Source organism: Rhodococcus sp. NPDC055024, from assembly GCF_053608585.1.
Map to the genome: position 1 here is coordinate 31,819 of NZ_JBSGVT010000022.1, position 21,076 is coordinate 52,894.

19 protein-coding genes are annotated in these 21,076 nt (G+C 63.7%); 3 read left to right on the top strand and 16 right to left on the bottom strand.

Going from position 1 to position 21,076, the window contains the following annotated elements:
- Window positions 1-136: 136 nt before the first annotated feature.
- Window positions 137-2,335, top strand: coding sequence for a hypothetical protein (locus tag ACWF6P_RS29640; RefSeq protein ID WP_452623429.1), 2,199 nt, complete (start codon window positions 137-139; stop codon window positions 2,333-2,335).
- On the top strand, window positions 2,332-2,778 hold the full coding sequence (locus ACWF6P_RS29645) for a GtrA family protein (protein ID WP_283303750.1): 447 nt from the start codon (window positions 2,332-2,334) through the stop codon (window positions 2,776-2,778). The genes ACWF6P_RS29640 and ACWF6P_RS29645 overlap by 4 nt, the downstream gene beginning before the upstream one ends.
- Before the next feature lie 4 nt (window positions 2,779-2,782).
- Here the strand turns inward: ACWF6P_RS29645 and ACWF6P_RS29650 are convergent, their stop codons facing one another.
- Window positions 2,783-3,361, bottom strand: a complete 579-nt coding sequence (locus tag ACWF6P_RS29650) for a TetR/AcrR family transcriptional regulator (protein WP_378449548.1) — start codon at window positions 3,359-3,361, stop codon at window positions 2,783-2,785.
- A gap of 68 nt (window positions 3,362-3,429) precedes the next feature.
- Here ACWF6P_RS29650 and ACWF6P_RS29655 point away from each other — a divergent pair, with 68 nt between their 5' ends.
- Window positions 3,430-4,005 carry a dihydrofolate reductase family protein gene (locus tag ACWF6P_RS29655; protein WP_452623430.1) on the top strand — a complete coding sequence of 192 codons (576 nt, stop codon included), beginning with the start codon at window positions 3,430-3,432 and terminating at the stop codon, window positions 4,003-4,005.
- On the opposite strand, the gene trmD is transcribed toward ACWF6P_RS29655, so the two are convergent.
- The 15 genes from trmD to mutM all read right to left on the bottom strand — a co-directional run bounded on the left by trmD (window position 4,002) and on the right by mutM (window position 21,074).
- Entirely contained in the window at window positions 4,002-4,706 is a 705-nt protein-coding gene (trmD, locus tag ACWF6P_RS29660; RefSeq protein WP_452623431.1) for a tRNA (guanosine(37)-N1)-methyltransferase TrmD, read from the bottom strand. The genes ACWF6P_RS29655 and trmD overlap by 4 nt on opposite strands.
- Window positions 4,707-4,715: 9 nt before the next feature.
- Window positions 4,716-5,288, bottom strand: coding sequence for a ribosome maturation factor RimM (gene rimM, locus ACWF6P_RS29665; protein ID WP_050656639.1), 573 nt, complete (start codon window positions 5,286-5,288; stop codon window positions 4,716-4,718).
- Between the two features lie 14 nt (window positions 5,289-5,302).
- A complete protein-coding gene (locus ACWF6P_RS29670) occupies window positions 5,303-5,545 on the bottom strand; it encodes an RNA-binding protein (RefSeq protein WP_003939023.1) in 243 nt (80 codons plus the stop codon).
- Window positions 5,542-6,012, bottom strand: coding sequence for a 30S ribosomal protein S16 (gene rpsP / locus ACWF6P_RS29675; protein WP_003942818.1), 471 nt, complete (start codon window positions 6,010-6,012; stop codon window positions 5,542-5,544). Before rpsP ends, ACWF6P_RS29670 begins: the two co-directional genes overlap by 4 nt.
- 209 nt (window positions 6,013-6,221) lie before the next feature.
- Complete coding sequence (locus tag ACWF6P_RS29680) at window positions 6,222-7,304, bottom strand: amidohydrolase family protein (RefSeq protein WP_452623432.1); 1,083 nt, start codon at window positions 7,302-7,304, stop codon at window positions 6,222-6,224.
- A gap of 3 nt (window positions 7,305-7,307) precedes the next feature.
- Window positions 7,308-8,885, bottom strand: a complete 1,578-nt coding sequence (gene ffh, locus ACWF6P_RS29685) for a signal recognition particle protein (RefSeq protein WP_230812905.1) — start codon at window positions 8,883-8,885, stop codon at window positions 7,308-7,310.
- Between the two features lie 116 nt (window positions 8,886-9,001).
- The gene (locus ACWF6P_RS29690) at window positions 9,002-11,509 is read right to left on the bottom strand and encodes a [protein-PII] uridylyltransferase (protein WP_452623433.1); all 2,508 of its coding nucleotides are present in this window, start codon (window positions 11,507-11,509) and stop codon (window positions 9,002-9,004) included.
- On the bottom strand, window positions 11,499-11,837 hold the full coding sequence (locus ACWF6P_RS29695) for a P-II family nitrogen regulator (RefSeq protein WP_003942772.1): 339 nt from the start codon (window positions 11,835-11,837) through the stop codon (window positions 11,499-11,501). Before ACWF6P_RS29695 ends, ACWF6P_RS29690 begins: the two co-directional genes overlap by 11 nt.
- Before the next feature lie 56 nt (window positions 11,838-11,893).
- Window positions 11,894-13,153 (bottom strand): ammonium transporter, encoded by a 1,260-nt coding sequence (locus tag ACWF6P_RS29700; protein ID WP_042450902.1) that lies wholly within the window; start codon window positions 13,151-13,153, stop codon window positions 11,894-11,896.
- 247 nt (window positions 13,154-13,400) lie between these two features.
- Window positions 13,401-14,840 (bottom strand): signal recognition particle-docking protein FtsY, encoded by a 1,440-nt coding sequence (gene ftsY / locus ACWF6P_RS29705; protein ID WP_452623434.1) that lies wholly within the window; start codon window positions 14,838-14,840, stop codon window positions 13,401-13,403.
- A gap of 42 nt (window positions 14,841-14,882) precedes the next feature.
- Window positions 14,883-18,470: a chromosome segregation protein SMC gene (gene smc, locus ACWF6P_RS29710; RefSeq protein ID WP_452623435.1), complete on the bottom strand. Its 3,588-nt coding sequence runs from the start codon at window positions 18,468-18,470 to the stop codon at window positions 14,883-14,885.
- Window positions 18,471-18,496: 26 nt separating this feature from the next.
- Window positions 18,497-18,781 carry an acylphosphatase gene (locus ACWF6P_RS29715; protein ID WP_230812898.1) on the bottom strand — a complete coding sequence of 95 codons (285 nt, stop codon included), beginning with the start codon at window positions 18,779-18,781 and terminating at the stop codon, window positions 18,497-18,499.
- A gap of 5 nt (window positions 18,782-18,786) precedes the next feature.
- Window positions 18,787-19,710, bottom strand: a complete 924-nt coding sequence (locus ACWF6P_RS29720; protein ID WP_452623436.1) for an SMP-30/gluconolactonase/LRE family protein — start codon at window positions 19,708-19,710, stop codon at window positions 18,787-18,789.
- Window positions 19,710-20,162: an OsmC family protein gene (locus ACWF6P_RS29725; protein ID WP_317555137.1), complete on the bottom strand. Its 453-nt coding sequence runs from the start codon at window positions 20,160-20,162 to the stop codon at window positions 19,710-19,712. Before ACWF6P_RS29725 ends, ACWF6P_RS29720 begins: the two co-directional genes overlap by 1 nt.
- 42 nt (window positions 20,163-20,204) lie before the next feature.
- Window positions 20,205-21,074, bottom strand: coding sequence for a bifunctional DNA-formamidopyrimidine glycosylase/DNA-(apurinic or apyrimidinic site) lyase (gene mutM / locus ACWF6P_RS29730; protein ID WP_230812885.1), 870 nt, complete (start codon window positions 21,072-21,074; stop codon window positions 20,205-20,207).
- Between the last annotated feature and the right edge of the window lie 2 nt (window positions 21,075-21,076).

Below are 21,076 nucleotides of genomic sequence, written 5' to 3' on the forward strand. Positions count from 1 at the left end.
GAGAGACAGGCACGATCGGGCCCACACCGTCGCGAACTTTAACACGCAAAGATGTCTTGACTTCGGATGCCGGCGGCGCGTGACGCGCTCGCGTCTCCGTACGCCCCACCTGCCCTGTTAAGGTCTGGAACTCGTGGTGGAAACTCGCACTCTCGCCCGGGCCGATGTGTACAAGTGGGGCGCCGTCACGGCGGTCGGTGTCATCGCCGGTTACCTGGCCGTGGTGCTCGCGAATGCTCGTCACTTCTATACGGACGACACCGAGTCCCAGTACGCACCGCTGTGGGTCATGCTCGGCCGCAGTCTGCGAGAAGGACACCTCCCGGTACTCGTCCCCGAGAACTGGATGGCGGGCAACTACGCGATCGAGGAAGCGGGCCTTCTCAATCCACCGCAACTCCTGATCGACCTGATCGCGCCGTCCTTCGACAACTTGGCGTTGTACGCGACGATCGTGAAGTTGATTTTCGCGATCATCCTTGCGCTGGGCGTCTATCGGATCTGTCTCGAGTACGGTTCGAAGCCCACGTGGGCTGCGGTCGCCGGCGTCTCCATTCCGTTCACCGGTTTCCTGCTTTTCTTCGACTCGGCCAGTTGGATGACTGCCTTCACCGGCACTGCATGGATGGTTCAGGCGTGGGCGTCGGCGATCCGCTACGCCCGGGGTAAGAGCGGTCCGATCCCGACCTTCGTGTTCTTGTATCTCGCGATGTCGGTCCAATATGTTTTCCCCGCAGTCGAATCCGGCTTGATGATCGGCGCGGTCGCAATCGGCGAAGTTGTCTATCAGCGGCGTTGGCTGCCGTCGCTGCGGCTTCTGGCGGTGTCCGCATGTGCGGCTCTGGCCGGGCTCGCGACGTATCTGCCGAGCCTGCTCACCGCCGACGTCACCTGGCGCGGTGCATCCGAGGTCAAGAACGACGCATTCCTTGCCGTTCCGTGGTCGGAATCGCTGAACGCGAGCCTGCCGAGCACCATGCCTGCGTTCACCTCGTGGTGGGGATACATCCAGACCATGCCCATGGTCTACATCGCCTGGTTCCTCATTCCGGCGCTGGCTTTCATCGACTGGGGCAAGGCACGCGCCGCGGCACGCGAATTGACCGCCGTCGGGATCTTCACCGTCGCCGTCCTCATGTGGACGGCCGGGCCGAGCACGATCGGCCCGCTGCGGTGGCCCGCACGCGTGCTTCCGATGGTGGCCATCGGCCTTCTGCTTCTGGTGTGCATTCTGCTCGGGCGTTACGCCACGACCGACAAGTTGCGCGGGCGCTGCGCCGCGGCGGGAATCCTCGTGGGCCTGCTTCTGATTCGGTCCGCCTCGGCGGCCCCGGGGCTCGCGAAATGGCATGTGATCTCAGCCGTCGCCGTCGCTGCTCTCGGCGCCGCCATGGTGTGGCTCGGCCGTACCAAAGGCACTGCATTCGCATGCCTCGTAGCGATCGTCGCCGTCTCCCCCATCGCTTACGCCCAGGTTCGAGCAGCACAACCAACCCCGATGAGCTGGAACCTGCCCGAATCCCGCTCGGAGATGAAGGAAGCCTTCCCCGACTTCGAAGGCACGACACTACAACTGGGCGACCGCGCGCTCATCGGCCCCGGCGAGCGAACACTCGACGGAGCGTACGGTTCCCTCGCCTTCGGCAACTACCCCAAAGACCTCGAGCTGACCTACACCAGCGGCTACACCCCCAACGGGCACTTCTACTTCGGTGACCTGCTCTGCATGCGCTGGGACATGAGCGTGTGCCCCGACGCCTTCCGACGCGCATTCACCGTCGAACCCACCACTGGCAGCACCATCGTCGATCTGATGAACGTGGACCGCGTCGTACTGCAAAACGCCCTCTACCCCGAAGCACGCAAGAATCCGGCTCCCGACGGATGGAAATGGGTCGACTACCCAGGCCACGAAAACTACATCTCGGTACTCGAACGCGTCGACGGCCCCGTTTCGACACGCAACGGACGCATCGCCGATGCCCACGGCGTCGAGGCTACGTCGATCGCGGAATCAAACATGTCGAGCACCCTTCGTGTCAGTTCGGAGACCGGCGGCAAGGTTGTGTTCGCACGGCTCGGCTGGCCCGGATATCGGGCGAGCATCGACGGTCAGCCTGTCCCGATCGACGTCGTCGCGAAGTCCTTTGTCACCGTGGACGTTCCAGCCGGCACGAAAGACGCGGAACTTGTCCTGACGTGGCGTCCCCCGGGATGGAAGGTCGGCGGCGCCTCCATGGTCGCCGGAATCCTCGGACTCGGGGTGCTCGAGTGGATGTATCTGCGCACGCGACGCAAGGACCGGATCAGCGACGTGCACACCGAGTCTTCATGACCGAAGACGTCGCATCAACCGAGAACCCCGGCCCACTGCTGCGGGTGGTCAAGCATCAACCCATTGCGTTTGCCATTGTCGGAGTGGCCAATACGGCGATCGGCTACGTGCTCTTCGTGATGTGGTCATTGATCCTCGACAACAAGAATCTGTATCAGGTGGCAGTGATCGGCGCGTACTCCATCAGCGTCCTCATCGCCTTTGTTCTGCATCGGACTCTGGTTTTCCGCGTTCGCGGACATGTTGCCCGCGACCTGGGCGCGTTCATCGTCGTCAATTCCGGTGGCCTCGTGCTGAATCTGATTCTCGGAACACTCGCAGTTTCGATTCTGCATGCCCCGCCGCTCCCCGCTCAGGCCGTTGTCATGCTGATCGTTGCCGGTGTGAGTTTCTTCGGTCATCGATACTTCTCATTCCGCCGCAAACCTACGGAGCGGCACTGACCTTCTACGACTCGCGAGGTAGCGCTCGATCCACTGCCGCCTCGACGATCGTTCGAATGTCTTCCTCTCCGAACAGGTTCGGTAATGTGAGTCGATCCAGGGCGAGCCAGTTCAACGACATGTAGAGCAGGCGAACGGTCATCGCATCACCGGGCACGCCCGACGCCAGATGATTGGCTACGTTCAGATCGAAGTCCTCTCGGATGCGGACCGTCAGTACCGCACGCAGGTCTGGTCGACGCGTCGCCTCCAGGCGCAACTCCATGAGCGCAAGGAAACCCGTTCCGAACGAGGTGACCCGCTCGACCACTTCGAGCATGAGCGTCACCAGACGCTCACGATCGGTGCCGTTGACGGGATCGATCAGTCCCTCGAGGTCGTCCGGAATCAGTCGCTCGTAGATCCGGCCACCGGCTTGTGTCAGTAGGTCGTCGCGATTGGAAAAGTAGTTCGACGCAGTCCCGTTCGGCACAGCTGCCTGACTGTCGACGGCTCGAAAGGTCAAGCCTCGAGCGCCCTCTCGCGCCAACACCTCGATTGCCGCGTCGATCAGGGCAAGCCGACGTTCCGGGTTCTTTCGCACTTGACATCACTCCAGACACGACCCTAGGTTAAACCACTACAAATAGAGTACTACGAACGGAGCACTTCATGCGAAAGCTTGTGTACTACGTGGGAGCATCGCTCGACGGCTACATCGCGGGACCCGGCGGCGAATTCGACTTCTACCCGGTATCCGATCAGATCACTGCCTGGATATGCGATCGGTATCCCGACACCGTGCCAACGCACGTGCGGCCTTCCCTCGGAGTGGAGGGCGTACCCAACAAGGTCTTCGACACCGTCATCATGGGTCGCGGTTCCTACGAGCCCGGACTGTCCGCCGGGGTGAGCAGCCCCTTCGCACATCTGCGTCAGTTCGTCGTCTCCACGACGCTCCCCGACACCGAGGATCCTGCGATCACCCTCGTCCGCGCTGATCCCCTGGCGCTGGCCAAATCCCTCAAAGAGGAGGAAGGACAAGACATCTGGCTCTGCGGCGGCGGAACTCTCGCCGGCGAACTGCTACCGGAGATCGACGAATTGGTCGTCAAGAGGTATCCGGTTGTCGCAGGCGCTGGTATACCGATGATCAGAGGCAACTTCGAGCCGACACTGTTCACACCGACTGCAACCGAATCGCTGAGTGACGGCGCGAGCATCACCTGGTTGAAGCGAAATACCTAAGGGAGCAGATCCGGTCGACGCTCGGCCGTGCGCTGCAGCGACTGCTCACGGCGCCAAGCCTTGATCTTTGCGTGATCACCGGACAGCAGAACAGGAGGAACCTCGAGGTCGCGCCACACGGCCGGACGCGTGTAACTGGGTCCTTCGAGGAGTCCGTCGGAAAACGAATCTTCTTGGTGTGAATGCTGATTGCCGAGAACGCCGGGCATCAGTCGAACAACAGCCTCGACCATCACCAGCACGGCAGCTTCACCGCCGATCAGTACGTAGTCGCCGATGCTGACTTCTTCGACGCGAACCCGCTTGGCTGCGTCGTCGAAAACTCGTTGATCGATTCCTTCGTATCGGCCGCAGGCGAAGACAAGATGCTTTGCGGTAGACCAGCGGTGCGCGGTCGCCTGAGTGAACGGGACGCCGGCAGGAGTGGGCACCACCAGAATCGTCTCGGCGTCATCCGGGCCGTCAGTATCTGCTCGTCCGATCACGTCGTCCAAGGCCGGGCCCCAGACGGTCGGTTTCATGACCATGCCGGGTCCGCCGCCGTACGGAGAATCGTCGACGGCTTTGTGCACGTCATGGGTCCACGACCGCAGATCGTGGACGTCGACCGAGATCAAGCCACGTTCGATTGCCTTGCCCAGCAAGGCAGCACGAAGCGGTTCGAGATACTCGGGAAAGATGGTGACTACATCGAGACGCATGACAAGCGATCAGTCGCTGTCGGCGTTCGAATTGTCGCTGTTCGACTTGTCACCGAAGTCCGGATCGAGCAGTCCCTCGGGGGGCTCGATCACCACAACGCCGTCGGCGATCGACACCGAGGTGACGATGGCTGCGACAAACGGGATCAGCAATTCACCGGACGTCTCACCGGCGCGGCGAATCGAAAGCAATTCGCCTGCGGCGGAATGCAATACCTCGATGACCGAACCGATCTCGGTGCCGTCCGTGAGGACGACCTTCAGTCCTTCGAGTTCGTGATCGTAGAACTCGTCCGGATCATCCGAAGGCTCGAGTTCGGAACTGTCGATCACAAACAGTGTGCCGCGCAACGCATCTGCGTCGCCACGGTCACTGACGCCTTCGAGGCGCAGCAGAAGCCGCCCGGAATGATCCCGGGCGGCTTCCACTGTGTACGACTTCAGTGTGGACTCGCGCGGCTTACGCCCACGCAGCACGGAACCTACGGCAAAACGATCTTCGGGCTCGTCTGTACGAACCTCGACAACCAATTCACCTTTGATGCCATGCGACTTCGCGACACGACCGACTACGAGTTCCACCTGTTTACTGCCGTCTACTGATCGGTGTCGACGACATCAACACGGATACCGCGGCCACCGATGCCGGAGACCAAGGTCCGCAGAGCGGTCGCCGTGCGACCACCCCGACCGATGACCTTGCCGAGATCGTCAGGGTGCACGTGCACCTCGACGGTCCGTCCCCGACGTCCGGTGATCAGCTCGACACGAACATCGTCGGGATTGGCGACGATGCCACGCACGAGATGCTCTACCGCATCAGCGACGACGGCACTCACTTGTCAGCAGCCTCGGCGTCTGCAGCGGGAGCCTCGGCGTCAGCCGCGGTGTCTTCTGCCTTGGCCTCGTCAGCCTTTGCAGCCTTCTTCTTCTTGGGGGTGATTGCTTCAGCAACCGGCTCGTTCTCGGCCTGCGCGAGTGCAGCCTGGAAGAGCTCGAGCTTGGTGGGCTTGGCTTCCTTGACACGCAGGGTGCCTTCGGTGCCCGGCAGGCCCTTGAACTTCTGCCAGTCACCGGTGATCTTGAGGAGTGCCTCGACGGGCTCGGTGGGCTGTGCGCCCACGGACAGCCAGTACTGAGCGCGCTCGGAATCGATGTCGATCAGCGAGGGCTCTTCCTTGGGGTGGTACTTGCCGATGGTCTCGATCGCACGGCCGTCACGACGGGTACGCGAGTCGGCGATGACAACGCGGTACTGAGCGTTGCGGATCTTGCCGAGGCGGGTGAGCTTGATTTTGACAGCCACAGCTGCAGTTCTCCTTCAGCGCGCACAACAGTGCTGCGCATGTCACGTGCAATTCAGCGACCCACACGATTTGTGAGCCCGGTTTTGCCTCTATCCTGTGACCGTCGCAGCGGTACGTAACCGGTTGCGACGAACAATGGTCCATTGTGCCAGATGGGTGGGCTCGTTCGGAAACCACCCTGTGCGCGTTCGGGGAGTGCAGGGACTCCCTAACCACTCACGGGGGTGCCGCGGAGGATCACACGCGTCGGCTTCGCGAGCACAGCGGGGTTTCCGCGCGGATCTTCGGCGAACACCACCAGGTCGGCGGGCGCTCCTTCTTCGATGCCCTGAGCGCCCAACCAACTCCGTGCATCCCAGCAGGCTGCACCCAACGCCTGGTGTGCTGTCAGACCGGCAACCTGGAGTTCGGCGACCTCGTCGGCGATCCGTCCGTGTCTGATCGAACCGCCGGCATCCGTTCCGGCATAGATCGGAATCCCCGCGTCGTGAGCGGCACCGATGGTTTGGTGCCGACGAGCGTGCAGATCCCGCATGTGCGCCGCGTAGGTCGGATACCGCGTGGCAGAATCCGCGATCTCGGGGAAAGTAGCGATGTTGATCAGCGTCGGAACCAGGACCGTGCCGTGAGCGACCATCGATTCGATGGTCGCGTCCGTCAGTCCGGTCCCGTGCTCGATGCAGTCGATACCGGCGTTGATCAGTCCGGGTAGAGCGCCTTCGGCAAAAACGTGAGCGGTGACCTGTGCGCCTTCGGCATGAGCGGCGGCGATGGCCTCGACCAGAATCTCGTCACTCCACAACGGGGCGAGGTCGCCGATGGAACGATCGATCCAGTCCCCGACGAGCTTGACCCAACCGTCACCGGCGCGTGCCTGACGCACGACTTCGGCCGGCAACTGAGATTCGTCGTCCAGATCGACCGGCAGGCCCGGGATGTATCGCTTGGGTGCCGCAATGTGCTGACCTGCCCGAATGATCCTCGGCAAATCGAGACGCTCGTCGATGAACCTGGTGTCGACCGGTGATCCGGCGTCACGAAGCAACAGCACGCCCGCGTCACGTTCGGTCTGCGCCTGCCCCAGCAAGCCGTCGACGGTCTCGCCACCGCCACCGCCGTAACGGATACCGACGTGACAGTGCGCATCCACGAGACCCGGTGTGATCCAACCCGATTCGACGATCGTCTCCGCACCGGACACCGGCTCGAAGGAAATCAGCCCGTCGACGATCCACAATTCGACCGGCCGGGCATCGGGCAGACCGATACCCCGAAGGTGAAGAGCAGTCACCGACTACTTCTTGGGCAGCTTGAGCTGGGAGAGATCGATGCCTTCCAGTCCGGGCGGCAACTGATCGAGACCCTTGGGCATGTTCGACAGGTCGGGCATTCCGGCCGGCATGCCACCGGGCATACCCGGGAACCCGCCCATGCCGGGGAATCCTCCGCGCATCTTGGGCTGCGTCGGACCCTTGCCGCCCTTCTTGCCCTTCTTGCCCTTCTTGCTGCGCACCTGCTTGCGGGCGCCGGGCATGCCCATACGGCCGGCCATGGCAGCCATCATCTTGCGGGCTTCGAAGAAACGGTCCACCAACTGGTTGACGTCGGAAACCTTGACGCCCGAGCCGTTCGCGATACGCAGTCGGCGTGAGGCGTTGATGATCTTCGGATCGTCACGCTCGGCCGGCGTCATACCGCGGATGATTGCCTGAATGCGATCGAGTTGCTTCTCGTCGACGTTGGCAAGCGCGTCCTTCATGCCGCCTGCACCCGGCAGCATGCCGAGCAGGTTGCCGATCGGGCCCATCTTGCGGACGGCCATCATCTGATCGAGGAAGTCTTCGAGGGTGAGCTGACCGGAACCGATCTTGGCTGCGGTGGCTTCGGCCTGATCGGCGTCGAAAACCTGCTCGGCCTGCTCGATGAGGCTCAGGACGTCGCCCATGCCGAGGATCCGGCTGGCCATGCGATCGGGGTGGAAGACGTCGAAGTCTTCGAGCTTCTCACCGGTGGAGGCGAAGAGGATCGGCTGGCCGGTGACCTCGCGGACGCTCAGCGCGGCGCCACCGCGGGCGTCGCCGTCGAGCTTGGTGAGGACGACGCCGGTGATGCCGACTCCCTCACGGAAAGCGTCGGCGGTGCTGACCGCGTCCTGACCGATCATGGCGTCGAGAACGAAGATGGTCTCGTCCGGGTTGACGGCGTCACGGATACCGGCGGCCTGCGCCATCAGCTCCGAGTCGATGCCGAGACGACCGGCGGTGTCGACGATCACGACGTCGTAATGCTTGTTGCGTGCTTCCTCGACGCCGGCGCGGGCGACCTCGACGGGGTCGGCAGCGGACACACCGAGGGCGTTCTCGCCGCCGCCGATGGAGGTGCCGGGATGCGGCGCGAAGACTGCAGCGCCCGCGCGCTCACCGACGATCTGAAGCTGAGTGACGGCACCGGGACGCTGAAGGTCACAGGCGACGAGGAGCGGCGTGTGCCCCTGATCCTTGAGCCACTTGGCCAACTTTCCGGCCAGCGTGGTCTTACCGGAACCCTGCAGACCGGCCAACATGATGACCGTCGGCGGAGTCTTGGCGAACTGGAGTCGACGGGTTTCGCCGCCGAGAACCTCGACCAGCTCTTCGTTGACGATCTTGACGACCTGCTGAGCCGGGTTGAGTGCACCCGAGACCTCGGCACCCTTGGCTCGTTCCTTGACCTTGGCGATGAAGCTGCGCACTACGGGAAGTGCGACGTCGGCCTCGAGCAGGGCAAGGCGGATCTCGCGGGCCGTAGCGTCGATGTCGGCGCCGGACAGACGACCCTTGCCACGCAGATCCTTGAGAGATCCGGTCAATCTGTCGGAAAGGGATTCGAACACCGAGTGCGCTCCTGAAGGTCGTGCGAGTTAGCCGTGGATATTCTCGGGCACCAGCCTAGCCGCTACGCCCGCACCGATCCCAGCCGATGCGGGCGTATCCGCCGAAACCAGGTCCGTCAATCCTCTTTCTTCTTGGGTTGAGGCACTGGAACCACCGCGAGTACCGCCTCTTCCACACGCTCTCTCGCCGCGCGGGTGTCTGCCTCACCGAAGTCGAGGCAGAACGCGTCGACCACCGAAGAACCCAACGTCGCGACCTTTGCCCACCGGATATCGGCACCACTGTGTTCGAGTGCTGCGGCCAGTCGGCAGAGTAGGCCGACGCGGTCCTCGGTACGCAATTCGAGGATCGCGTGACCGTCGCCGGGCGCGTCGAACCAGATGACCCGCGGCGGCGCCTGCGCATAGAGCACCGGAACCGCGGAATCCTTGTTGGTCTGGATCGGGTCGTCCCACTGCTCTGCCCGTGCCTCCTCGTCCTTCGCGTCGAGAAGTTCGAGCAAATTCAGTTCACCGGCAGAAGCCCGGATCAATTCCTGCCGGAGCAGCACCGCCTGCGGGGGTGTGCCGAACCTCGGCGTCACGACAAACGAGTTGACCGCCGAACCCGCATGCGACCCCAGCGAAGCAGAATGCACCCGCAACGACTGCAGCGCCAGAACCCCGGCAGCCCGAGACAACAACCCGGGTGCGTCGGGCGCGATGACGGTCACGACGTAGGTATGCGCATTCTCGGCCGGAACGAGCGAGACGTGAACCCCGCCCTCCTCGGCGATGGCCAGTTGCTCGGGAGCGAGTGGATCGGGTTGCGGGAGCTCCTCCCCCGCCATCAGCAAACGACAACGACGCACGAGCTCGCCGATCAACGACGACTTCCAGTCGCCCCAGACACCAGGCCCGGTGGCCAGAGAATCCGCTTCCGCCAACGAATGCAGGAGATCGAGAAGGGTCCCGTCTCCCTCGAGTGCGTCGACCACTCGCTGCACAGTTGCCGGATCGTCGAGGTCGCGACGGGTCGCGGTTTCCGGCAACAGCAGGTGATAGCGCACCATCGCCGTCAACGTCGCGACGTCGGAAGGCCAGAGTCCCAATCGATTTCCGATCGCGGTCGCCAGTTCGGCGCCGACGACGCTGTGATCTCCCCCTCGCCCCTTGCCGATGTCGTGGATCAACGCACCGAGCATGAGCAGATCCGGCCGGGCGACCCGCGTGGTGAATCCGCTTGCATAGGCGGCAGTTTCGACCAGGTGGCGATCGACCGTCCACGTGTGAACGGCGTCGCGCGGCGGAAGATCGCGAATGGTTCCCCACTCCGGCAGGAGTCGACCCCAGAGCCCGGTCCGGTCCATCGCCTCGATCACCGGAACCGCACGCGAGCCCGAACCGAGCACGACAAGAAGATCGTTGACCGCGTTCTTCGGCCACGGTTCACGTAGTTCGGGGGCATTGTCGGCCAGGCGATTGAGGGTCGACGCAGAGATCGGCATGCCGTTGGTGGCTGCTGCTGCCGCCACGCGCATCACCAGACCGGGGTCCTTCTTCGGCCTGGCGTCGCGCGCCAGAACAACCTCACCCGCGTGCTCGACGACGCCCTCGTCCAAGGGCCGCCGCACCGGAGCACGACGCAGGCGAGACAAACCGCGCCTGGGCAAGGAATTTCCCGCGGTACGGATACCGACGTCCACCGAATAGCTGATGGTGCGCGCCGATTCGCTGAGAAGGCGCGCAAGATCGAATCGATCCCCGATCCGCAGCGCCGCACCGATCTCGTCGGCATCCTGTGCTCGCAGTTGATCGCGAGCGCGACCGGCAACGCGATGAAGTTCGGTGCGCACGTCGAGCAACCGCCTGTGCGCAAGTGCCAGGCCACCGCCGGGTGAGTTGGGTCCGAGTCCCGGCATCCCGTCGGTCAACTGCGCGATGGACAGGGCGTTGAGCAACTGCACGTCACGCAACCCGCCGCGGCCGCTCTTGAGGTCCGGTTCGGCGCGATGGGCGATCTCGCCGCTGCGCTCCCACCTCGTACGAGTCTGGGTGATCAACTCGTCGAACCGGCTGCGGATGTCCATGCGCCACTGTCGACGAACACCACTGATCAACAGGTTGCTCAGTTCCACGTCGCCGGCAATGTGGCGCGCTTCGAGCATTCCGAGCGCCGCGGTCATGTCGGTGGCCGCAACCTGGAGCGCCTGCGGAAGCGTCCGCACGCTGTGGTCGAGTTTGATGTGCGCGTCCCACAGCGGGTACCACAGGCTGTCCGCGACGTGGGAGACGACTGCCGGGTCCATGTCGTCGTGCAGCAAAATCAGATCGAGGTCGGAATACGGCAACAGTTCGCGTCGGCCCAGACCACCCACGGCGACGATGGCAAACCCACAATCCGGTTTGATGCCCAGTTCGGTCCCCTTGGTGGTCAACCAGAATTCGTGCAGATCGACCAGTGCATGTCGCAGTGACGGGGCGTCGAGCCTCCTGTTCTTGACGCCACCGGTGAGTAGGGCCTTGCGTGCGCGGGCCAGGTCCGCAGCTTCGTCGGATCCCCCTGACGAGACCGGCCCTGGCCCCGTCGCTTTCGCGACGGAACCAGGGCCGAAGTTCTCGGACCCTTTCGGGTCAGAGTGCATCGCCACCGCGTTCCCCGGTACGAACCCGGATGACCGACTCGACGGGCGAGACCCACACCTTGCCGTCACCGATCTTGCCGGTGCGAGCGGCCTCGACGATCACCTCGACCACCTTGTCCACGGCCGCGTCGTCGACGACAACCTCGACCCGAACCTTGGGTACGAAGTCCACGGAGTACTCCGCGCCTCGGTACACCTCGGTGTGGCCCTTCTGTCGGCCGTAGCCCTGAACTTCGCTGACTGTCATACCCAGCACTCCGGCCTGCTCGAGTCCGGTCTTGACGTCCTCGAGCGTGAACGGCTTGACGATTGCTGTGATCAGCTTCATGTGCTCATCCCTTTCCCAACTCTGAAGTGCCTGAATTCACTTTAATCACGTGCTGATCACGCGAGGTCGTATGCGGTCTCTGCGTGTTCGGTCTCGTCGATGCCGCGTGCCTCGTCCTCGGCCGAGATTCGCCAGCCCAGGGGCTTGAGTGCGAAGCCGATAATCGTCGTCAGAACGCCGGTGAAGACGAGTGCTGCGAGTGCGATCACGATCTGAACCACCAGTTGCTTGTAGTCGCCGCCGTAGAAGAGGCCGGTTGCGGTGCCGAAGAATCCGATACCGATCGTGCCCCACAAGCCGGAGACGAGGTGAACACCGACGACGTCGAGCGAGTCGTCGAAACCGAAGCGGAACTTCAGGCCGACTGCGAGAGCAGACAGGATGCCGGCGACAGCGCCCAGGAAGATGGAACCGACCGGGTTGAGCGCACCGGCAGCCGGAGTGATGGCAACCAGACCGGCAACCGCACCGGATGCTGCGCCGAGGCTGGTGGCGTGACCGTCACGAATACGCTCGGTAGCGAGCCAGGCCAGGACTGCAGCACACGTCGCGGTGGTCGTGTTGACCCAAGCCAGACCGGCGTTACCGTCGGCGGCGAATGCCGAGCCGGCGTTGAAGCCGAACCAACCGAACCAGAGCAGTGCGGCGCCGAGCATCACGAACGGCAGGTTGTGCGGACGGAAGGCGGTCTTGCCGAAGCCGAGACGCTTGCCGACGATGAGGGCGAGAACCAGACCGGCCATACCGGCGTTGATGTGAACGACTGTGCCACCGGCGAAGTCGATCGGAGCGACGTTGGCGACGGTGACTCCGTCGTCGTTGACCGTGGTGCCGAAGAGCTTTGCCGCGATGCCGTCCTCGGAGCCCGAGAGGAGTCCGCCGCCCCACACCATGTGTGCGAGGGGGAAGTAGACGACGGTGACCCAGATACCCGAGAACAGGAGCCAGGTGCCGAACTTGACTCGCTCGGCCAGGGCGCCACTGATGAGGGCGGTGGTGATGATCGCGAATGTCACCTGGAACGCGATGTCGATGACGTTGGGGTAGCCCCACGCGCCGGCGATGAAGTTGCCGTCAGCATCGGTGATGCTGTTCTTGAGGCCGAAGAACTCGAACGGGTTGGCAAAAATGCCCCCGATGTTCTCGGTGCCGTAGGACATCGACCATCCCCACAGAACGTAGATGACGCCGATGACGGCCATGGCCCCGAAGGACATCATCATCATGTTCAGGACGGACTTGGACCGAGACATCCCGCCGTAGAAGAAAGCGAGGCCGGGTGTCATCAGCAAGACCAGAGATGCAGCCATCAGCATCCATGCGGCGTTACCGGAGTTCGCCAACAAATCGTCGGTACTCACTTACTACCTCCTAGTCGCACGTGCCGGGCAGCACGTCGTTAAGGAGAAGAGTGCTGGGCTGGTGTTTCGTCCATGGCGCTGTCGCGTTTCGCAGACGTGAACCAATTGCCCAACTTTGTTGCAAACAGGTTTCGCCAGGGGGTTCTACGAACCCTGTGCGCCTTTTTGGTAGTTCGAACTACCAAAAAGGCGCACGGGGGCGTCAGCCCAGCAGGGCGTCTACGAACGCACCCGGCTCGAACGGCGCCAGATCGTCGGCGCCTTCACCGAGACCGACCAACTTCACCGGCACACCCAGCTCATGCTGAACCTGGAAGACGATTCCGCCCTTCGCGGTTCCGTCCAGCTTGGTCAACACGACGCCGGTGATGTCCACGACCTCCGCGAACACTCGCGCCTGCGCGAGTCCGTTCTGGCCGACCGTCGCATCGAGAACCAGCAGAACGTCGTCGACCGACGCCTTCTTCTCGATGACTCGCTTGACCTTGCCGAGTTCGTCCATCAGACCGGTCTTGGTGTGCAGGCGGCCGGCAGTGTCGATGAGGACCACGTCGACGCCGTCCGCAATGCCGCGAGAAACCGCGTCGAACGCGATCGCAGCGGGATCGCCGCCCTCCTTGCCACGGACAACTTCGGCGCCGACACGCTCTGCCCACGTCTGGAGCTGATCGGCAGCGGCGGCGCGGAACGTGTCCGCGGCACCGAGCACGACGCGACGACCGTCGGCGACGAGCACGCGAGCCAGCTTGCCTGTGGTGGTGGTCTTGCCGGTCCCGTTGACACCGACGACGAGCAGAACAGCCGGGTGATCGTCGTGCGGCAGTGCGCGAATGGAACGGTCCAGTTCGGGACGCAGTTCGGCGATCAGCACCTCGCGAAGTAGTGCGCGGGCGTCAGCTTCGGTGCGGACACTGCGGGCCGCCATCTGCTCACGAAGCTTGGTGACAACTTTCTCGGTGGTCGCGGAGCCGAGGTCCGCGATCAGAAGGGTGTCCTCGACTTCTTCCCACGAATCCTCGTCCAGATCGCCGCCACCGAGCAGACCGAGCAAGCTCTTGCCGACCGCCGACTGCGAGCGGGAGAGGCGTCCGCGCAGTCGGTCCAGCCGACCCTCGGTCGGATCGATCTCGTCCAGCACGCGCGGTGCAGGCACGACAGGCTCGGGTACAACGACAGGTTCGGGAACGACAACAGGTTCGACAACCGGTTCTTCGACAACCGGCTTTTCGATTACCGGCTCTTCGGCAACCGGTTCCTCGACGACGGCCGGCTTCTCGGCGACAGGTTCCTCGACAGCCGGTTCCGCAACAGCCGGCTTCTCGACAACCGGTTTTTCGACGACAGGTTTTTCGACGACAGGTTCTTCAACTATCGGCTTTTCGACAACGGGCGGCTTCTCCGCGACCGGAGGTGTCGGAACCACCGGAGGCGGCGCCGTCGCCGTGGACCCCTGACTGAAGTTGAACCCGCCGCCGGCCTTGTAGCCGCCTGACTTGTCCTTCTCGGGGGCGCCGAGCTCCGGCTTCGTCTCGGGCGCCTTCAGCGACACCTGCCCCTTGCGGTAGCGCAGGAATCCGGCAACGAGAACGACGAGTAGTACGGCTGCTACAGCCGCGATGATGATCCAAGCCTGGGTAGTCACCGGCCCATTGTTTCAGGCTCCGAGCCGGAAAGTGAGCAGGGCTTACGTAGAGGCCATGTCTTGACCGCGAAGTCGCTGCGAAATCACTGTGGTGATTCCGTCGCCGCGCATGCTGACTCCGTACAACGCGTCGGCGATTTCCATGGTCGGTTTCTGGTGGGTGATCACGATCAACTGCGACTTCTCCCGCAATTGTTCGAAGAGTCCGATCAGCCGCCGCAGGTTGGTGTCGTCCAAAGCCGCCTCGACCTCGTCCATGACGTAGAACGGGGAAGGGCGAGCCCGGAAGATCGCGACCAGCATGGCCACCGCGGTCAACGACTTCTCGCCGCCCGACAGCAACGACAACCGCTTGACCTTCTTGCCGGGCGGACGCGCCTCGACTTCGATGCCGGTAGTGAGCATGTCCGAGGGGTCGGTGAGGACCAGTCGTCCTTCTCCCCCGGGGAACAATTTCTCGAACACTCCCACGAACTCACGCTCGACGTCGGCGTACGCCTCGGTGAATACCTGCAGAATTCGCGCGTCCACGTCTGCGACCACAGCAAGAAGGTCCTTGCGAGCGGTCTTGACGTCTTCGAGCTGAGTGGAGAGGAAAGTGTACCGCTCTTCGAGTGCTGCAAATTCCTCGAGCGCGAGCGGATTGACCTTGCCGAGGGTGGCGAGGTCTTTCTCTGCACGCTTGGCGCGCCGTTCCTGAGTCGTGCGGTCGTACGGAAGCGGAGCGGGCGCGGTGACCTGCTCTCCACGCTCCTTCGCCTGTTCGTACTCCTCGATTTCGAGCGCCGTCGGTGGCAGTTCGACGTCGGGCCCGTACTCGGCGATCAGGTCGTCGAGGCCGATACCGTACTGGTCGAGGATCGACTCCTCGAGTTGTTCGATGCGCAACGCTGCCTGAGCCTTGGCGACCTCGTCGCGATGGACGGCGTCGGTGAGCGAAGCGAGTTGTCCGGTCAGTGCGCGGACTATCTCGCGGACCTGATCCAGTTTGGCCGTGCACTCGGAGCGGGCCCGAGCCAACTCGTCGCGGTGAGCAAGAGCCGCAGCGACGACGGTCTCGAGTTCGGCCGCCACTCGTTGTCCCGATTCGGCGACGGCAGCTGCAACCTCTGCCGCGTGCGCCCTGGCGCGCAGAGCCCGTTCGGCGCGAATTCGCGCTTCTCGTTCGGCGGCCGCGGCGCGGCGAAGCGAATCAGCCTTGCCGCGAACGGATTCCGCACGTTCTTCGGCGGTGCGCACCGCAAGGCGAGCATCCATTTCGACGATGCGCACTTCCGCCAGCGCTGCTGCGGCCATTTCACGATCAGCAGCGGTCGATTCTGCGCCGTGTCCCGGTGCGCTGCCGTCGGTTTCGGCAACGCGCAGTCGTTCCTCCAGATCCGCGAGCTTGGTCAGCGACTCACCGCGCCCCTCCTCGGCGCGCACTCGCTGGGCGGTCAGCCGATCGGATTCCGCGTGGGCGACTCGAGCTGCCTGGCCCAATCTGCCCAGCTGCTCGTAGATGGCGGACATGGCGGCGTCCGATTCGTTGAGCGCAGCCAGTGTCTGCTCCGCGGTCTCGCGTCGAGCGGCCTGTTCGGCCAGGGCGCCGGACAGCGCAGCGTCGAGTTCCTCGGATCGGCTCTCCGTTTCCGCCAGTTCCGTTGCGGACGCGTCGATCGCCGCCTGCACCTCCAGCGTGCTCGGTTGCCGATCCGAACCGCCGATCATCCACCCCGGACCGTGCAGATCGCCGGAACGCGTCACTGCACGAATTCCCTTGTGGTCAGCAACAACTCGAATCGCGTCATCGAGAGTCTCGACCAGGACGACGCCATCGAGGATTGCGGTCAATCCGGCACGCAACTCGTCAGGGCAGTCGATGACGTCGACCGCATGACGACTACCCGGCGCGATCTCGGCCTCGCGCTTGATCGTCGGTTCACCACTCACGATCAGTGATGCACGCCCACCGTCCTGATCGGCCAGTGATGCAACAGCAGAGCGAGCCGAGTCCAGCGACTGCGCCACGACGGCGTCCGCTGCCGGTCCCATCGCGGCGGCGATCGCGGCCTCGTAGCCTGGTTCGACGTGGATCAATCCGGCCAGCGAGGTGATGCCGTCGTCGCGTCGGTGTTCGAGCAGCCAACCGCCACCGTCCTTGCGCTGCAAGCCCATCGACAGTGCCTCGACGCGCGCACGGAGCGAAGCGATGCGTTGCCCGCTCGTCTTTTCTTCCTCGCGAAGTTCGTCGACGCGCGCGTCGATCATCTCGAGAGCTTCGATGGCGCGTTCGTGATTGGTGTCGAGGCCGACTTCACCGGCGTCGAGGTCCCCGATGCTTTCCTGCACCGTGTCGAACTCGGCCTGTGCAGCATCCCCACGCAGACGAGCCTCGTCGATCGCTTCGGTCAGCCGAGACACTTCGGCGTCGACGGATTCGACGCGGGTGCGCAGAGTGTCGACCTGACCGGAGAGTCGAGCGAGACCTTCGCGCCGATCCGCGACGGCGCGGACTTCCGCCATGTGCGCCCGTTCCGCCTCTGCTGCAGCATCTTCCGTGGCTGCCAGCTGCTCACGAGCTGCTTCCGATGCCGCTCGCGCGATCTCGACGTCTTCGAGGAGTTCAGCCTCCTCGGCAGCAAGACGTTCGGCGCGCGCCTCCATCTCGTCCGGGTCCTGGCCTCGGTTGCCGACGGGTTCGGAGTCGAGATGTCGTGCGCGTTCGCGGGCGATGCGCACGGTGGCGTTGACTCGTTCGGCAAGCGCGGAGAGCTGGAACCAACTCTGCGCGGCAGCTTCCGATCCCGGAGTCAGACGAGCGAGGGCTTGCTCTTGTCGCCCGAGTTCGAGATTGGCCTCGTCCAGCGCAGCCGCTACCTGATTGTGCTGTTCGCGAGCCGCTTGCTCGTCCTGCGCCTGGTCGTTCAGTTGGGTTCGACGGGTCACCAGGTCGTCAGCGGCCAGTCGCATCTTGGCATCACGGAGGTCGGCCTGGACCGTCTGCGCTCGCCGGGCGACCTCGGCTTGGCGTCCCAGCGGTTTGAGTTGCCGACGCAGTTCCGAGGTGAGGTCACTGAGCCGAGCGAGATTGGCCTGCATGGAATCGAGCTTGCGCACCGCTTTTTCCTTGCGGCGGCGATGTTTGAGGACTCCGGCGGCTTCTTCGATGAAGGCGCGTCGGTCTTCGGGCCGGGATTCGAGGATCGCGGCGAGCCGTCCCTGCCCGACGATGACGTGCATCTCGCGGCCGATACCGGAGTCGCTGAGCAGTTCTTGGACGTCCATCAGACGGCAGGACGAGCCGTTGATCTCGTACTCCCCCGCGCCGTCGCGGAACATCCGGCGCGTGATCGACACCTCGGAGTACTCGATCGGGAGCGCGCCGTCGGCGTTGTCGATGGTCAGGGTCACTTCGGCGCGGCCCAGCGGCGCGCGGCCGGAGGTCCCGGCGAAGATGACGTCTTCCATCTTGCCGCCGCGCAAGGCTTTGGCGCCCTGCTCGCCCATCACCCAGGTCAACGCATCGACGACGTTGGATTTACCCGAGCCGTTGGGGCCGACGACGCAGGTGATCCCCGGCTCGAACCGAAGAGTCGTTGCCGACGCAAAGGATTTGAATCCCTTGAGTGTCAGACTCTTGAGGTGCATGGGGGGAAACTTTACCGCCAAACCGGTCAGCGTTCGACGAACCCTGTCAGGTCACCCCTGGCGGGGTCCCAGCTGTCGACCACAAGATCCACCGTGCCCGGAGTAGTCCCCGAGCGCAGTAACTCCAACAATCGCTCGAGCTGCGTGCGTTCGCCTTCCGCCACGACGAGCACTCGACCGTCACGCTGATTGGACGCATATCCGATCAACCCGAGTTCAAGAGCGCGGGCCCTGGTCCACCACCGAAACCCGACGCCTTGAACGTATCCGTGAACCCACGCCGTCAACCGCACGGGTGCTGTCTCAGCCACGACGCTCAGCCCGCCACACGTTCGAGACGGTGAACCTCACCCAGGAAACCGGTGGTGTAGAGCGAGTTGGGATCCCAGCCCGGACCGGCGCCGAACTTGACCGCGGATGTGAACGGCAGACCCGAGGCGATCTCACACGAAGATCCCGAATCCGGATCGACGCGAACAACTTTGCCGCCGGCATTGAAAGCGACGTACAGCGCGCCGTCCGGTCCGACGGTCAGATCGTCCGCCATGTTTGCCGGACCGAATCCGGGGAGCGTGATCGTCCGCACTGCTCCGCCCAGATCGTGTGCGTCGAGGACGTGGACGGCGGTCACCATGTCGAAGGTCGTGCTCACGTAGATCGTCGAACCTGAGCGCGCGAGACCGTCGACGGTGCCGAGATCCTCACGAACGATCGAACTGGTTCCGTCACCGTTGACGACTGTCAGGCCCGGCCGGGTCAGCGTGCGAGCGGTGAGGAAGCGGTTGCCGTCCAGCGGCACAAGCCCGTTCGGCATCACCAGACCGTCGGCAATCGTTGTCACCGATCCGTCTGCGACGTCGACCTTGCGAAGGCTGCCGTCTGCGATTCCGAACAGTCCCGAGACAGTCGAGTTGCCCGTGGTGAAGTACACGGATCCGTCACGCGCGACCAACCCGCCAGGTCCGGTGACGTCACCGACCAAAGTTGTCCGTGTTCCGTCCGGAGTCACTTTCAGCAGTGCACCCGGCCCGATCAGAGCCGACTGCGACAACACCATCGATCCGTTGCCGTCGAATTCGAGATTCTCGAGCATGCCGGCGCCAGTCGTCACGACGCTCGACGTCCACGACCCGCAACCACCGGCCGAGCCGTCGACCGGGACCGAGGCGTGCGCCGGAGCACTCACCGCCACAACGGAACCCAGTGCGATCGCAGCGACAATGCTGCCCGCGCGAGACATCAGGCTTCCGTGTCGAACGACAGAGTGACCTTGGTTCCGGCCTTGAGAGTGCGCCCGACGGTGCATACCTTGTCCACGGAGCGCTCGACGAGAGTGATGAGGCGCTGTTGTGCTTCGGCATCCAACTCGCTGAGATCGAGTTCGAGGACCTCGTCGAGCTGCGGGTAGACCTCGTTCTCCCGATCGGCGGCGCCGGACACGCGGACCGTCGCGTCGTAGTTGTCACCGAGGCGGCGAGAAATCGGGAAGTCGGAGCTCATACCGGTGCACGCGGCGAGCGCGATTTTGAGCAGTTCGCCGGGCGTGAAGACTCCTGGAACCGATTCGGAGCCGATGAGAACCTCTGCGCCGCGCGAACTCTTGCCGGTGTAGAGGCGGGTTCCGGTGCGTTCGACCCAAAGCTCCGTGTGAGCGGGGGCGGTTGCAGCGTTGTCGGGAGTCTGTTCAGCCATGACGCAATCTTGCCACTCCGCCGAACCGGAGGGGCGGGAGACCTAGGCGATTCGCCTTGCCCTCGGGGTCGGCTGACACCTCGGGCAACTGAACGACGATCGATTCATGAACTTCTCACGCTTGATCGGCGCGCCGCATCGCGGGCACGGAAGATTTTCCTGCCCGTACGCCGACAGCGACCGGTCGAAGTAACCGGACTCGCCGTTGACGTTCACGTACAGAGCGTCGAAGGACGTACCGCCCTGATCGAGTGCTTCACCCATCACTGCGTGCGCTGCGGTCAACAGCTCTCGAAGTTTGGGCCTGGTGAGGGATTCGGCGATTCGGTTGCCGTGAATCTTTGCGCGCCACAACGATTCGTCGGCGTAGATGTTTCCGATCCCGGAGACCACGGTCTGATCGAGAATCGCGCGCTTGATCTCGGTATGTTTGCCCCGCAGGACTTTCACGACGGATTCGAGATCGAATGCAACATCCATGGGATCACGAGCGATGTGCGCCACCGACTCGGGCAGCATCGTTCCGTCGACCTCGACGAGAGGTGAAATCGACCAGCCACCGAAAGTTCGCTGATCGACGAATCGAAGATCCGCTCCGGAATCGAGGGCCAACCGGATGCGTAGATGCTTTTCCCAGTCGACTGTCGGGGGCTGGACCAACATCTGTCCGCTCATCCCGAGATGAACCACCAGCCCGACACCGGCAGGCTCGAGAACCAGCCACAGATACTTGCCTCGACGCTCTGCCGAAGCGATGGTCTGCCCGGTGAGTTGGCCGATCAAGTCCTCGGAACCGAGAATGTGGCGCCTGATCGCGCGGGGATGGAGGACCTCGACGGCCTCGATCGCCGCACCTACAGCATGAGACTGCAGGCCGCGGCGAACGACTTCGACTTCGGGAAGCTCAGGCAAGA

What these genes read in the sequence shown, in the direction of transcription:
- ACWF6P_RS29645 (WP_283303750.1), top strand. Translation starts at nt 2,332, where the DNA reads ATGACCGAAGACGTCGCATCAACCGAGAACCCCGGCCCACTGCTGCGG.
- smc (WP_452623435.1), bottom strand. Translation starts at nt 18,470, where the DNA reads ATGCACCTCAAGAGTCTGACACTCAAGGGATTCAAATCCTTTGCGTCG.
- ACWF6P_RS29700 (WP_042450902.1), bottom strand. Translation starts at nt 13,153, where the DNA reads ATGCTGATGGCTGCATCTCTGGTCTTGCTGATGACACCCGGCCTCGCT.
- ACWF6P_RS29725 (WP_317555137.1), bottom strand. Translation starts at nt 20,162, where the DNA reads ATGGCTGAACAGACTCCCGACAACGCTGCAACCGCCCCCGCTCACACG.
- ACWF6P_RS29695 (WP_003942772.1), bottom strand. Translation starts at nt 11,837, where the DNA reads ATGAAGCTGATCACAGCAATCGTCAAGCCGTTCACGCTCGAGGACGTC.
- ACWF6P_RS29720 (WP_452623436.1), bottom strand. Translation starts at nt 19,710, where the DNA reads ATGTCTCGCGCGGGCAGCATTGTCGCTGCGATCGCACTGGGTTCCGTT.
- ACWF6P_RS29655 (WP_452623430.1), top strand. Translation starts at nt 3,430, where the DNA reads ATGCGAAAGCTTGTGTACTACGTGGGAGCATCGCTCGACGGCTACATC.
- trmD (WP_452623431.1), bottom strand. Translation starts at nt 4,706, where the DNA reads ATGCGTCTCGATGTAGTCACCATCTTTCCCGAGTATCTCGAACCGCTT.
- ACWF6P_RS29690 (WP_452623433.1), bottom strand. Translation starts at nt 11,509, where the DNA reads ATGCACTCTGACCCGAAAGGGTCCGAGAACTTCGGCCCTGGTTCCGTC.